General features: G+C 62.8%; 14 protein-coding genes. 9 read left to right on the top strand and 5 right to left on the bottom strand.

Annotation, left to right across the window (positions count from 1 at the left end; translation table 11 throughout):
* From RNA01_RS20365 to RNA01_RS20325, 9 genes are all read left to right on the top strand, one after another.
* Window positions 1–659: HAD family hydrolase (locus tag RNA01_RS20365; protein ID WP_147181993.1), on the top strand; the 659-nt coding region annotated here is incomplete at its 5' end.
* 135 nt (window positions 660–794) lie between these two features.
* A complete protein-coding gene (locus RNA01_RS20360) occupies window positions 795–2,429 on the top strand; it encodes an ABC transporter substrate-binding protein (RefSeq protein WP_147181992.1) in 1,635 nt (544 codons plus the stop codon).
* Window positions 2,430–2,539: 110 nt separating this feature from the next.
* Entirely contained in the window at window positions 2,540–3,538 is a 999-nt protein-coding gene (locus tag RNA01_RS20355; protein ID WP_147181991.1) for an ABC transporter ATP-binding protein, read from the top strand.
* A gap of 48 nt (window positions 3,539–3,586) precedes the next feature.
* A complete protein-coding gene (locus RNA01_RS20350) occupies window positions 3,587–4,525 on the top strand; it encodes an ABC transporter ATP-binding protein (protein ID WP_147181996.1) in 939 nt (312 codons plus the stop codon).
* A gap of 10 nt (window positions 4,526–4,535) precedes the next feature.
* On the top strand, window positions 4,536–5,462 hold the full coding sequence (locus tag RNA01_RS20345; protein WP_147181990.1) for an ABC transporter permease: 927 nt from the start codon (window positions 4,536–4,538) through the stop codon (window positions 5,460–5,462).
* 10 nt (window positions 5,463–5,472) lie between these two features.
* A complete protein-coding gene (locus RNA01_RS20340) occupies window positions 5,473–6,354 on the top strand; it encodes an ABC transporter permease (RefSeq protein WP_147181989.1) in 882 nt (293 codons plus the stop codon).
* 35 nt (window positions 6,355–6,389) lie between these two features.
* Entirely contained in the window at window positions 6,390–7,139 is a 750-nt protein-coding gene (locus RNA01_RS20335; RefSeq protein WP_147181988.1) for a glycerophosphodiester phosphodiesterase family protein, read from the top strand.
* Between the two features lie 36 nt (window positions 7,140–7,175).
* A complete protein-coding gene (locus RNA01_RS20330; protein WP_147181987.1) occupies window positions 7,176–8,090 on the top strand; it encodes a TIM barrel protein in 915 nt (304 codons plus the stop codon).
* Window positions 8,091–8,235: 145 nt separating this feature from the next.
* A complete protein-coding gene (locus tag RNA01_RS20325) occupies window positions 8,236–9,231 on the top strand; it encodes a substrate-binding domain-containing protein (protein ID WP_147181986.1) in 996 nt (331 codons plus the stop codon).
* A gap of 66 nt (window positions 9,232–9,297) precedes the next feature.
* On the opposite strand, the gene RNA01_RS20320 is transcribed toward RNA01_RS20325, so the two are convergent.
* From RNA01_RS20320 to RNA01_RS20300, 5 genes are read right to left on the bottom strand one after another with little or no spacing between them, the layout of a single operon-like run.
* A complete protein-coding gene (locus tag RNA01_RS20320; RefSeq protein ID WP_147181985.1) occupies window positions 9,298–10,563 on the bottom strand; it encodes an ABC transporter substrate-binding protein in 1,266 nt (421 codons plus the stop codon).
* A 26-nt stretch (window positions 10,564–10,589) separates the two neighbouring features.
* Window positions 10,590–11,429 (bottom strand): carbohydrate ABC transporter permease, encoded by an 840-nt coding sequence (locus RNA01_RS20315; RefSeq protein ID WP_147181984.1) that lies wholly within the window; start codon window positions 11,427–11,429, stop codon window positions 10,590–10,592.
* Window positions 11,426–12,361 carry a carbohydrate ABC transporter permease gene (locus RNA01_RS20310; protein WP_147181983.1) on the bottom strand — a complete coding sequence of 312 codons (936 nt, stop codon included), beginning with the start codon at window positions 12,359–12,361 and terminating at the stop codon, window positions 11,426–11,428. Before RNA01_RS20310 ends, RNA01_RS20315 begins: the two co-directional genes overlap by 4 nt.
* Window positions 12,354–13,523, bottom strand: a complete 1,170-nt coding sequence (locus RNA01_RS20305; protein ID WP_147181982.1) for an ABC transporter ATP-binding protein — start codon at window positions 13,521–13,523, stop codon at window positions 12,354–12,356. Before RNA01_RS20305 ends, RNA01_RS20310 begins: the two co-directional genes overlap by 8 nt.
* A complete protein-coding gene (locus RNA01_RS20300; RefSeq protein WP_147181981.1) occupies window positions 13,520–14,362 on the bottom strand; it encodes a metallophosphoesterase family protein in 843 nt (280 codons plus the stop codon). Before RNA01_RS20300 ends, RNA01_RS20305 begins: the two co-directional genes overlap by 4 nt.
* Window positions 14,363–14,459 lie beyond the last annotated feature (97 nt).

Genomic DNA, 14,459 nt, shown 5'->3' with positions numbered 1-14,459 from the left:
GGAGCCATGTCTTGTGGCAGGCCCTGCAGGGTGCCGGCGTGTCAATTTCCCATGCAGAGGTCCATCGGCGCTTCACAGGCTATTCGGAGAGCGATGCGCGGCGAATCTGCACGGACGAACTCGGGCTGACCGACACGGATAAGCTGTTCGCCGATTGCCGCGACAATCTCTATGGCGAATTCGCCCGTTCTCTCGCGCCGATGGCCGGCATGAATGCACTTGTTCGCTCACTGCCGCAGCGCAAGTGCGTCGCGTCGAACAGCACGCTGGAGCGCCTGAAAAACAGCCTCGGCCTTTTCGATCTGTGGAACGCATTCGATCCGCACATCTACAGCGCCGAAATGGTCGCGCATCCAAAGCCGGCGCCCGATCTCTTCCTGCTATGCGCGCACAAACTCGACGTTGATCCTGCTCACTGCATCGTAGTCGATGACAGCCCGCATGGAATTCGCGGCGCGGTCTCGGCCGGCATGCGGGCGATCGGTTTTGTCGATCCGGCAGACCCGCGCGCCGGTCGCCAAGCCGCGCTGACCGATGCCGGTGCGATCCTTGTCGTGACGGGCGCCGATGAACTTGCCGAAGCTCTCGGCGCGGTTGCTCCCGCACTGTCATGCCCGCCGTCACCGCGTGACGGCGCGGATCTGACCATGTCCGCCTGATCCAAGGCGCGCCGCGGCCGCCGCGACGCGTTCGTCACTCAAAATTCACAAGGCCATTAACAAACCAACACCCGGAACGCGCAAGATCAAGGTCTCTGTTTCCGACATGTCCCCATTCCTTGAAGGAGGATTTCGATGCTTTCCATCAATCGACGCAGCGCGCTCGGCCTGATCGGCGCAGCAACCGGCAGCCTCGTTTTGCCACGCATGACATTCGCCCAGGGCAAACGCCCGTCGGTGACGATCGCGGTGCAGAAGATCACCAACAACAACACGCTCGACATCTGGTACGAACAGTCCAACGTCGGCGAACGCATCTTCTTCCCGAACCTATGGGAAGGCCTCATCCTGCGCGACTGGATGGGCGATCAGGGTCCGGTTCCGGGTCTCGCCACCGAATGGAAGCGCATTGACGACAAGACGCTGGAACTGAAGCTGCGCCAAGGCGTGAAGTTCCACAATGGCGATGAGCTGACGGCCGAAGATGTCGTCTTCTCCTTCTCCAAGGAACGCGTATTCGGCAATACCGAGCCGAAGGGCGGCAAGACGGTGTTCGAATCCGACCACAAGCCGACCAATGCCAAGGAACTGCCGGCCATCGTGCCGGGCATCGGCCGCCGTCTGTGGCCGGCGCTCGCCGGTGTCGAGGCTGTCGACAAGTACACGGTCCGCTTCCATAACGCCACGCCGGACGTGACGCTGGAAGGCCGCCTTTATGCCGGTGGCAGCCAGATCGCCAACCGCCGCGCCTGGGATGAGGCCAAGACCTACAACGAATGGGCTGCCAAGCCGATCACGACGGGCCCGTACATGGTCGGCGAATATAAGCCGGACGTCTCGCTGACCCTCGTCGCCTTCGATGAATACTGGGGTGGCCGCCCACCGCTGGAACAGATCCGCTTCGTCGAAGTTCCGGAAGTCGCCTCGCGCGTCAACGGCCTGCTTTCCGGCGAATACGACTTCGCCTGCGACCTGCCGCCGGACCAGATCGCAACGGTCCAGAACGCGCCGGGCCTGGAAATCCAGAGCTCGACCATCTGGAACCACCGCATTTCCGTGTTCAACACGCAGAACGTAATCCTTGCCAATCCGCTCGTTCGCCGCGCCTTCACGCATGCCGTGGACCGCAAAGCCATCGTCGAAGCTCTCTGGGGTGGTCAGACCGTCGTTCCGGCCGGCCTGCAGTTCGACTCCTTCAAGACCACCGACATGTTCATCGACGGCTGGGCCGCTCCGGAATACAATCCGGACCTCGCCAAGCAGCTTCTCAAGGAAGCCGGCTACAAGGGCGATGCCATCCCCTACCGTCTGCTGAACAACTACTACACCAATCAGACGCCGACGGCGCAGATTCTGGTCGAGATGTGGAAGCAGGTCGGTCTGAACGTCGAAATCCAGATGAAGGAAAACTGGGCCCAGATCCACGATCCGGAAGGCGTCAAGGGCGTCCGCGACTGGTCGGCTTCCAACACCATCAACGACCCAATCACCCCGATGGTGGTGCAGTTCGGCCCGAACGGCGAAGTGCAGCAGAAGAAGGACTGGTCGAACGAAGAGATGAACAAGCTCTCCGTCGTCATGGAAACCTCTACCGACCGCGCCCTGCGCAAGAAGGCGATCGCCCGCATGCTGGAAATCGCCGAGCGCGAAGACCCGGCCTACCAGGTCCTGCACCAGAACGCCGTCTTCACCGGCATGAAGTCCTCGCTGAAGTGGAAGGCAGCGCCTGCCTTCGCCATGGACTTCCGCTCCAGCAATTGGACCATGTAGGAGCGTCCAGTTCGATCCGGCGGCTATCTGGCCGCCGGACTTCCCTTCCAGTAACCGTAGCGGCCAAGCGGAGTTTCGCGGGCCATCAGGCCTTGAAGAAGGTGAACGCAATGAACCCTCATCTCGTGGAACTTCGTGAACTGAAAGTCGCCTTTGACGGCGTTCCGGTCCTGCATGGCATCGATCTGACCGTCGGCCATGGCGAGGCCTTGGGGCTGGTCGGAGAATCCGGCTGCGGAAAGTCGGTGACATGGCTTGCTGCGCTCGGCCTGCTGCCCGGCAAGGCAAGCGTCAGCGGTTCCGTGCGCATCGAGGGCCGCGAACTTTGCGGTGGCCCTCGCCAGATACTCGAAGGCGTTCGCGGCGGCCGCATCGCAATGATCTTCCAGGACCCATCAAGCTCGCTCAACCCGGTACTGCGTATCGGCCGACAGATCACAGAGGCGCTTGCCCTCCATCGCGGACTCCACGGACAGGCAGCCAAGGCGGAAGCCCTTCGGCTGATGGACATGGTCGGCATTCCCGATGCCCGCCGTCGCTTCGATCTCTATTCCCACGAATTCTCCGGCGGCCAGTGCCAGCGGCTGATGATCGCCATGGCGCTTGCCGGGGAACCCGACCTGCTGATCGCGGACGAGCCAACAACAGCGCTGGACGCGACGATCCAGGCGCAGATCCTCGACCTTCTCATCCAGCTTCGCGCCGAGACCGACATGGCGACCGTCTTCATTAGCCATGACCTCGGCGCGGTCTCTCAGGTCTGCGAGCGGGTCTGCGTCATGTATGCCGGAAGGATCGTCGAACAGGGCTCGATCGGGCAATTGTTCGCCGAACCGCGTCATCCCTACACCCGCGGGCTGTTCGACGCGATCCCGCGCATCGACGGCCCACGCAACCGGCTGATCCCCATTCCTGGAACCGTCCCCAACCCGAAAAAACTCCCCAGTGGCTGCGCGTTTTCGCCACGCTGTGCCCATGCCGAGGATGCTTGCAGCTGGCAGCGTCCGGAACTCGAAACACTGGAAGATGGCCGCCGGCTGGCTTGCTTCAGCCCCGTCGCCATCGCCCGAGCCGCAGCTGTTCGACAGAAGATCCTGGAGGACGTGTAAGTGGCCGCTTCCCTTATCAACGCCGAACATCTGACCCGTGTCTATCAAATGCGGCGCGGGCTGCTCGGCAAGGCGACGTCAGTGCGTGCCGTCGATGGCGTGTCGCTCGAGGTGATGCCGGGCGAGACGCTTGGTATCGTCGGCGAATCCGGCTCGGGCAAGTCGACACTCGGGCGCATGCTTCTCGGCATTGATCCAGCGCAATCGGGAACCGTGGCCTTTGAGGGCAAGTCCATGCCTGAATTCGGTACCGCCGAATGGCGCGCGCTGCGGGCCAAGATGCAGCTCGTCTACCAGGATCCGCTGGCGGCACTCGACCGGCGTCTGACCATCGCCACGCAAATCGGCGAACCGCTGGAGATCCATAATCTGCTGCCCAAGGGCGAGCGGGCTGCCCGCGTCGAAGCCCTTATGACGGCCGTCGGACTGCGGCACGACCAGGCCGATCGCTACCCACACGAGCTTTCCGGCGGCCAGCGCCAGCGCGCCGTGATCGCCCGGACGCTCGCCTCGCGACCGAAGCTTCTAGTCTGCGACGAACCCGTCTCCGCCCTTGACGTCTCGATCCAGGCGCAGGTGGTCAATATGCTGCGCGATCTTCAGGAAGAGAACGACATCGCCATGGTCTTCATCAGCCATGACCTGAAGGTGGTGCGTAACATCGCCGATCGCGTCGCGGTCATGTATCTCGGCCGGATTGTCGAGGAAGCCTCATCCGATGTGATCTTCGCCTCGCCGAGACATCCTTATACCCAGGCGCTGGTTTCCAGCGTGCCGGTTCCAGGCAAACCACTGACCGGTCGGATGATCCTGCAAGGCGAACCGCCGAACCCGGCCAACCGGCCATCTGGTTGCGCCTTCCATCCCCGCTGTCCGTTGGCAGCCGACATTTGCCGTACGACCGTGCCGGTCCTGCGCGCGATCGGCGTGCAGCGAACCGCGGCCTGCCACCTGGTCGAGGGCGTCGCCGCGCCCGTGGCCGCGTGAGGAGACGACCATGATCCGCTTTGTTCTCACCCGCCTGCTGCGCGCATTCATCACCATTTTCGCCGTCGTCACCTTTGCCTTTGTCGTGCTGCGCATGTCAGGCGATCCGGCACAGGTCATGCTCGGTCCCGACGTGCCGCAGGACGCCGTCGATGCCTTCCGCAAGGCCTGGGGTCTCGATCAACCGCTTTGGATGCAGTACCTCGCCTATGTCAAAGCGATCTTCACCGGCGATTTCGGCGTCTCCATGCGCGACAAGGCCTCGGCCATGCAGCTCGTGATGGAGCGTATTCCGGCAACACTGCAACTGACCATCCCGGCGCTCGTCCTCAAACTGCTGATCGGCATCCCCGCCGGCGTCTATGCCGCGCTGCACCGGCAGAGCGCGATCGATCGCGGCGTGATCCTGCTCGCCATTTTCGGCTTCACCATTCCCTCCTTCGTCATGGGACTGCTGCTCGTGCTGATCTTCTCGGTCATCCTTGGCGTCCTGCCCTCCGGCGGTCACGACACGTGGATGCACGGCCTCCTACCGACGATCACCATGAGCATCGGCGGAATCGGCATCCTCGCCCGCTTCTCACGCAGCGCCATGATCGAGGTGATGGGTCAGCCCTATATCCGTACCGCCTCCGCCAAGGGACTGAAATGGCCTGATGTCGTCTGGAGCCATGCCCTGCCGAATGCCGCCGTACCGATCGTCACCATCGTCGGCTTCATGGTCGGCTCGCTGATCGCAGGCGCCGTGGTGGTGGAATCGATCTTCTCCTGGCCTGGCATTGGTCGCCTGCTTGTAGTCTCCGTCGCCAACCGTGATCTAGCCGTCGTCCAGTGCATCCTCCTGATGATCGCCGCGACCATGGTGATCTCCAACCTCATCGTCGACCTGCTCTACGGCTGGCTCGACCCGCGCCTTCGCGCTCAAACCGCCCATTGAGGAGGATGCCATGACCTCGACAGACCTGGCACAGGCGCAACCGCACGGCAGCCGGACCGCCACTCTCCTATCCGTCCTCCGCCGCAACGTTCCCCTCTCGATCGGGCTCGGCATTTTGTGGCTGGTGGCGATGGTGCTGGTGGCGATTTTCGCCGACCGGCTGCGCCCCTACGGCATCACGGCGATGGATCTCACCAACCGTCTTGCCGCGCCCGGAAACATCAAGCACTGGCTCGGTACCGACGAACTCGGGCGCGACGTGCTGGCGCGCCTGATCCAGTCGATCCGCGTGTCGCTCGTGATCGCGTTCAGCGCGACGATCATTTCCGCCGTGTTCGGCACCACGCTCGGCTTTGCCGCGGCGAAGTTCCGTGGCGCGGTCGAGCATCTCGTGCTCGTGCTGGCCGACTTCCAGGCAGCACTCCCCTTCCTCATCATGTCGCTGGCCGTCCTCGCCTTCTTCGGTTCCTCGATGATGCTGATCGTTTGCCTGATGGGCTTCTACGGCTGGGAGCGCTATGCGCGCATCGCCCGGGGCCTCGCCATCTCGGCCAGCGCCCAGGGCTATGCCTCCGCCGTCGTGCAGCTTGGCGCGACACCCCTGCGCGTCTACTTCCGCCACATCCTCCCGAATGTCGCCTCGACGCTGATCGTCTCGATGACGCTCACTTTTCCAGAAATCATCCTTATGGAAAGCGGCCTCTCCTTCCTCGGCCTCGGCGTGCAGCCACCCGAAACCAGCCTGGGCAACATGGTTGGCTTCGGCCGCGAATATCTGACACGCGCACCGTGGATCATGCTCGCCCCCGCCCTCGTCATCATGCTGACGACCCTGTCGATTTCGCTGGTCGGCGACTGGCTGCGTGACAAGCTCGATCCGACCGTGCGGTGACCACTTCTCAAACCCCAATCCATCAGGACATGCTCATGACACGGATCACCGGCCATCGCGGCGCCCGCAATCTCTGGCCCGAAAACTCGCTGACAGGCTTTCGCAACGTGCTAGACCTCGGCGTCGACGCCATCGAGTTTGATGTCCATCTGACCGATTCCGGCGAACTGCTCGTCATTCATGACGCGACGCTCGAGCGCACCACCGACGGCGAAGGCCCAGTCCGGGCGCTGACGCCACAAACACGCCTCAGCGTCAAACTCAAGGGCAGCGACGAGACCATCCCGACCCTTGCCGAAGTGCTTTCGGTGCTGTCAACCGCCGACGGCCTCCCTCTCCACGTCGAAGTCAAGAGCGATGAAACGGGCACGCCCTATCCGGGCATTGTCTCGCGGGTCGCCGCGGAACTCGCAGCCCAGGGCCTCGCCGAACGAAGCTACCTGACCTCTTTCGACGTCTCCGTGCTCGAAGAATGCCGCCGCACCGCACCGGAAATCGCCCGGCTCGTCTCGGTCAATGCCGCCTGGGCAGAGAAGCAGGGGGGGCTGAAAAGCTTCATCGAGCGGGTCGACGGTCTCGTCGAGATCGTCGCCATCCATCACGAACTGATGGACGCCGAATGGGATCTGATCACGAGCTTGCTACCGCTCGACCGCCTGTGCGTATGGACGCTCAACAATGAGGCGCTGATTGGCAAATGGCTGGAGCGCGGCATCGGCCACCTGACATCCGACAGCCCCGACATCGCGCTGAACCTGCGCGGCAAGGTCTCGGCAACCGTTTAACGCCCCTAGCCCAATCCCCAATTCTGGAGTGAGAACATGAGCAATATCATCGCAACCGGCTTCAATGCCGCCTCGACCAATGGCGAGATGCAGAGCCTAGAGGCCGATCTTCGGGCGCTCGCCGACATCGGCGTCGACACGGTCGAGCTGGGTGTGACCACCCTTGACCTGATCGCCGGTGGCCGCATCATCAAGGAGCGCGCCGAACGGCTCGTGGCGCTGACGCGACAGTTCGACTTCCGCTACACGGTCCACGGCCTCGTCTCATCGAACTTCATGGACCCGGCCACCTGCCGCTATCAGATCGACGCAGCCAAGGCGCTGGTCGAAATCTGCGACCGGATCGACGCCCGCGTGCTCGTCCAGCATGGCGGCTGCCTGCGCGCCGAACAGACCTTCGACCGGGCCGAAGCAGACCTGCGCGAACGCGAGGCCCTGCTTGAACTCGCCGAATTCGCCAAGCCCTACGGCGTACGCATCGCGCTGGAGAACATCTTCACCACCGAACCCGGTCAGTATCGCCAGACGCCGGCCGAGGTCGCAGACACGGTCAAGGCGGTTAATCACGCCAATGTCGTTGCCCTCATCGACTTCAGCCACGCCTATATCGAATCCACCTATCGTGGCCTTAACTTCCGTGAACAGGTCGCCGCCATGGCGCCGGTCACCGGCCATCTGCATCTGCATGACAGCTTCGGCCGCCCGCAGGGCTTCTACAGAGGCTATCACCTGCAGGAAAACACGGCGATGGGTATCGGCGACCTGCACATGCCGCTCGGCTGGGGCGACATCGACTGGGAGGACATCTTCAGCGAGTTGGACTTCCTGCCCGGCACGGTGATGATGATGGAAATCGGCGCCCGCTATCGTGCCGAACAGCCGGAAAGCCTTGAGCGCGCCTGCAGGCTGATGGCAATAAACCATCGGAAAAAGGCCATTGCAGCCGAGTGAGAACTCGATCACAGCAGACACGCATGGCCGCCGTGGCAAGCACGGCGGCCAACGACATTTCAGGATTTCGGGCAAGCCGCATCGGTCCCTGTCGCGAACAATCTCCGACCTCGCGTGACCGTCGCACCGGCATAGAGAGCGCACAATGTCGACACTCCAGGAGATCGCATCAAGAGCGGGTTGCTCGATGGCCACGGTCAGTCGTGTCCTCAATCGCAGCGGACCGGTCAGCGAAGGCATGATGCGGCGCGTGCGCAAGGCGGCATCAGATCTCGGCTATCACAGGATCGAACGAACCCTTCCACCGGGACGCCGCCGGCCCGTGATCGGCGTGCTCATTCCCAGCATCACCAATCCCGTCTTCGCCGCCTCGCTCTCCGGCATCCAGAACCGCATGCGGGTGTCCGGCCACGGCGTGCTGATCGCCCAGTCGGATTACGATCCGGCACGCGAAGCAGATGCCGTCGATTACCTGCTGACGGAAAAGCCGACCGGCCTCATACTGACGGTCTGCGATCCACTGAAAAGCCAATCGACTCTGCCGGCCTTCCTGCCCCCGACCGTCCTGCTCAACAATCTGCCGACCTCACGCTTTCCCGCGGCGGTGACGACTGACAACCGCCTTGCCGGGCACGAGATCACAATGCACCTGATCGAACATGGCCACCGGCAGATCTTGTTCGTGTCGGGACGCTTCGAGAGTTCCGATCGTGCCCGTTTGCGGTATGAGGGCTATTGTGACGCGATGGCGGCAAGCAGTCTGCCGGTGCTGAACGCCCTGCAGATCCCCTTCGTTACCGGCTATGACGAACTCGATCTCGGCCAGGCCATGCGGACCCACCGCCCCACCGCGATCATTGCATCGAACGACCTTCTGGCGCTGGGCGTGATCAGCGCTCTTCGCCGCGAGGGGCTAAATGTGCCGGACGACGTGTCGGTCACAGGTTTCGACGGCATCGCCATCGGCCGGCTGGTGCATCCCCCCCTGACGACGATCGAGATGGCTGATGCCAGCATGGGGGCGACTGCGGCCTCCCTGCTGCTCGACATTGCGGAAAACTCAGCAACACCCCGCCATCTCAGGATTGGTCACAAGCTGAACGCTGGCGGCACGGTCAGGCGAATCAACCAGGCTTCCTGACAATTAAAAACGCGCCGCTTGTTCAAGCGACGCGTCTTCAATCTGCGTGTCCTGGCAACGTCGGACTTAGCTGCGCGGCAGCAAACCTTCGACTTCGACGGCTGCGTCGTCGAGAGCTTCCTTCGGCTCGGCGGACTGCTCGACCACACGCGACAGGTTTTCAACGATGGTCTGGGTGACCTTCACGCCGTTCGAGCCGGGGAAGGCATACCAGGGCTGCATCAGCGGCATCTGCTCGAGGCCGGCGCGGAACAGCGGGTTCTCCTTGTAGAAGTTGCCGAGATAGTCCGGCGACTTGGCGGCGAGTTCGTTGTTCGGCACGTAGCCGGTGCCGGGAACGACGACCGAGGCGCCGAACGGGCCAGCGGCGAACTTGATGAATTTCCAGGCGGCTTCCTGCTTCTCAGCATCGCGGGTCAGCATCACGGCAGCATTGCCACCGGTCGGCAGCTTGCCGTTGATCGGGTCGATCAACGGGATGTGGCCGGTGCGCAGGTCGAACTTGTCGCCGACATTCTTGATGGTATTGCGCAGCGCGCCGGTGGTCATGAAGGCAAAACCGACCTTGCCGGCAACGAAGGCCTGTTCGCCGGCCTGCTTGGTGAACACCGGAAGACCACCTTCCTTGACCATGCGGTCGACCAGTTCGAAGGCCTTGACGCCTTCCGGACCGTTGAAGGCAACGCCGCTCTCATCATCGTTCAGCATCTTTCCGCCGGCGCCGAACAAGAGGGCCGAGAACATCCAGTCGTCGCCCTGCCAGCGGAAGTCGATGCCTTCATTGCCGTCGCCGAGCGCCTTGATCTTGGACGAGAGCGCGATCACTTCGTCCCAGGTCTTCGGCGGCTGGTCCGGATCGCCACCAACTTTGCGTACCAGATCGGCATTGTAATACATGATCGGGTTGGAAGTAGCGAAAGCAAGGCCGACCTGCTTGCCCTTGACCTGGGCGAGCTTCAGGATGTTGTCCGAGAAGCCCTGTTCCGCCATGTTGCCGTCCTTGCCCATAAAGGGTGCAAGGTCGACCGGGATCTCGCGCTCGTTGAGCATGCGCAGACGGTTGAGGCCGATGAAAGTGACATCCGGCATCTCCGCCGAGCCGGCCTGACGCATAATGGTCTGGATACCGGCTTCATAGGTATCCGAAGGATTGGCGAAGGTGATCTTGATACCGGGGTTTTCTTCCATGAACTTCTTCGAGATCGTGTCCATCACGTCCTTGAAGAAACCGGGCATCGGATAGTGGACCTTGAGCGTGGTCTCGGCATGGGCCGAGAAGCTCGTCGCCAGCGTTATCGCCGCCACGGCCAGCGCCTTCTTGAGGTAAGTCATCGCAGTTCTCCTGGGTTTGGACCGGATCAGCCTTTGAGACCGGTCATGGTGATACCCTCAACGAAGCGCTTCTGCGCGAGCAGGAAGGCAAGCACGAGGGGAAGGGTGATGATGAGCGTCGCCGCCATCAACGCGCCGTAGTCATCGCCGGCTTCGGCCGCGCGGAAGTAGAGCAGCCCGAGCGGCGGCGTGGCATAGGTCTGGTTGGTGACGACGATCAGCGGCCAGAACAGGTCGTTCCAGTGGGCGACGACCGAGAAGATCGCAAAGGCGGTAATCGCTGGCCAGGCATTGGGCACGATGACCCGCGCCACGATGCCTGCCTCCGACATGCCGTCGAGACGGGCCGCGTGGATCAGATCATCAGGTATGCCGCGGAAAAATTGCAGAAAGAGGAAGATCGCAAAAACCGAGATCGAGAATGGGGCGACCAGCGCGAAATAGCTGTTGAGTACCGACAGGCGATCGAAGGCGACATAAAGCGGCAGGGCCGTCGCATGGATCGGCACCAGCAGGCCCAGCATGACCAGCGCCATCATCAGCCGGGCGGCTCCGAAGGACAACTTGGCCATGGCATAGGCGCAAGGGATGGCCACCAGCACCTGGACGAGGAGGATCAGGCCGCAGACGATCACGCCGTTCAACAGCAAGCCGCCCATCGAAACCTGACCAAAGGCCTTGGCGAAGTTTTCCGCATAGGACCAAGTCTGGGGAATCAGGGTGAGCGACGAGGAGAAGATCTCGCTCTGTGCCTTGCCGGCGGTCGAGATCATGAAAATGTAGGGCGCCAGGAAAACGATGGCTCCGAGCGACAGGAGAGCGAGGCGCACGGCGCGGCCGAGCGTGAGACGATCGGTCAGGGTCATGCGTAGTGCACCTTCCGGTCCATCACGCGGTATTGGAGGAACATCAGCGACACGAGGATCGCCAGGAAGATCACGGTCATCGCCGAGGCATAACCGACCTTGAGGAAGACAAAGCCCTCCTGGTAGATGGTGAAGAGCAGAACTTCAGACGCTTTGTTCGGGCCGCCTTCGGTCAGCGTCTTGACGGTCTCGAAGACCTTGACTGCGTTGATGATGCTGATGGTGGTGACGAACAGCGTGGTCGGTCCCAGCATCGGCCAGGTGACGAGGCGGAAACGGGAGAGCGCCGAGCGCGCGCCATCGACTTCCGCCGCCTGGTAAAGCTCACGCGGGATGGCCGAAAGGCCGGCGAGAAAGAGCACCATGTTGAAGCCCGTCGCCTGCCAGATGCCGATGATCGACAGGCTTGTCATCACGGTGCTCGAAGCACCGAGCCAGTTCGGTCCCTCTATGCCGATCAGGCCGAGGGCGGCGTTGATCGGGCCGATGGTCGGGTGAAAGAGATATTGCCAGACAGTTGCCATGGCGACCAGCAGCGAGGCGACCGGCAGGAAATAGGCGGTGCGAAACAGACTTTTGCCCCAACCCTCGGATTCGATCAGCAGCGCGATGCCGAGCCCGAGTGCCATTGAGACCGGCGCGACGATCGCGGCGTAGACCGTGGTATTCCACAGCGATTTCCTGAAGGTGCGGTCGTGCAGCAATTCGGCATAATTCTCGAAGCCGACGAAATTGAAGCTTGCATAGCCCAATTCGAAATCGGTGAAGCCGAGAAAGATCACGGCAACCGTCGGCAGGATGATGAAGAGCAACAACAGCAGCAAGGCCGGAGCCGAGAGCAGGATGGCGATGCGCGCCTCGCGACGCTTCGCTGTTTGTGCGGCGGACAGCACGCGCGACGGGCGCGCGGTATCGAAGGCAAGACTAGCCATGTAGGACCTCCGACCGTTCGGCCGACGCGGTGGCGATGATGGCGGCAAGCCGCTCGCCATGCTCGTCGAACACGAGAATGGCGCCGGGATCGAGCTTCAGATCGATACGCTGGCCAGCGGCAAGGCCGATGGCTTCGGCGGGTGGAACCTTCGCCACGACGACGCCGTCCATCGCCGCGAGTTTGGTGAAGATCACCACTTCCGAGCCAAGAAATTCGAGCCGTTCGATGCGGGCCGGCAAACTTCCTTCGCCGGCAGGCGCAAGGCGCACGAATTCCGGACGGAAGGCGACCATCACCGCAGCACCGGATTTGAGGTGGAGACGCGTGGCAAGGCGGATGTCGCCGGCCTGCACCAGCCCCTTGTCGTCCACCACGGTAGAAAGAACATTGATACGCGGCTGGCCGAGGAAGCGGGCGACCTCGATATGGGCGGGGTCGTCGTAGATCCTACGCGGGCTGTCGAGCTGAAGCAGGCGTCCGCCGATCATCACGGCGACGCGATCCGCCATGGACAGGGCTTCCGACTGGTCATGCGTGACATAGAGCGTCGGAACGCCCGCCTTGCGGTGCAGCTCGACGATCTCGCCGCGCGCATGAACACGCAGGTTGGCGTCAAGGTTGGAGAGCGGCTCATCCATCAGAAAGACGTTTGGGTGGCGCACCATGGCGCGGGCCAGCGCCACGCGCTGGCGCTGACCGCCCGACATCTGGCCCGGCTTGCGATCGAGCAGATGGTCGATCTTCAGGGAAGCCGCCATGTCCTGAACTTGACGCTGGATGTCAGTGCGGATCTGGCGCTGGCCGGAAAGCATACCGCCGATCAGGGGCAGGCGTCCGGCGGTCGACAGGCGCCGCATGGCGAGCGGAACGGCGATGTTCTGGCCAGCCGTCAGATGCGGGTAAAGCGCGTAGGACTGGAACACCATGGCGATGTTGCGATCGGCCGCGGCCCTTGCCGATACGTCCTCGCCGCCGATGACGATCTCACCGCGATCGGCGTGGTCGAGGCCGGCGACGATGCGCAACAACGTGCTCTTGCCGCAGCCGGACGGCCCGACCAGCGCGATGAACTCGCCGGCCTCGGCTTCCAGGCTGACGCCCTTCAGGATGCTGTTGCCGCCATAGGACTTGTTGATGTCGCGAAGGCTGAACGCGCTCATTCGGCCGCCTCCACCGGAGCCGCGGCGGTAGTGCTGGCGCGCGGATAGACCTCGTCGATCACCTCGTCGAGCACATGGGCGATCATGCCGGAGACCGCGACGATCTCGCTCGTCACGTCGTCGCCCAAATGATGGATGACGCCGCCGACGAGGCGCTCGCCCGGCATTTCGCGTTCCAGCTTGTCGATGATGAAGGAGGTCGGCGGCGCCCAGAGCAGCTGGGTGGCACCCATCTCGCCCTGCCAGCTCCAGTGCAGATGGCCGCTGGCATAGAGCACCACGTCATGGGCGGCGATGAGGTCGAACAGGCGCTGGCGTTCGGCGGGGCGGGCACCCCAATAGCCGGTATCGCCCTCGGCCGGATCGTCGACGAACAGCGGCTTGTGGGCGAAGATCGCCACGCGGCGGCCCTCGCGGCCTTCCAGCGTCTCGACGAGCCAGTCGAATTGCGCCTCTTCCTCTGCATGGCCCGAGCCGACGAGCAGGCTGTTGAGGCCGATCATCCGCCAGTTGCCGATGTCCTTGGCGAAACGGTCGGGACCGGCAAGGCGGCGCCAGCGTTCGAGCCGCGCATCATCGATCGGCTGGTGCGAACCAGGCATATGACCAACGTCGTGATTGCCCGGCACGATCAGGACCGGCACGCCGATCTCAGACATCAAGCCCATGGAGAACACGAGGTCGTCCTCCTGGTCAGCGCCGTCAATGGTGAGGTCGCCGGTATGCACGACGAGGTCCGGCTTGACCTCCTCGATCCAGCGGCGGATCGGCTCCCAGTTGTCGTTGAAATGTGGCTTGGACGGGCTGAAATGCGTATCGCTGATCTGGATGATTTTCATGACTGGGCACCTTCTAAGCACGGGATCGGCGCCGGGTGACGGGCAAGCCCGGCGCTCTCGGCGATGTGTTTAGGTGCTCAGCGTGTCAGTCGCTTGA

The organism is Paenirhizobium naphthalenivorans, assembly GCF_007992095.1.
Classification (GTDB): domain Bacteria; phylum Pseudomonadota; class Alphaproteobacteria; order Rhizobiales; family Rhizobiaceae; genus Allorhizobium; species Allorhizobium naphthalenivorans.
The sequence above is the reverse complement of the archived record's forward strand: the minus strand, read 5'-3'. Positions and strand labels throughout refer to the sequence as shown.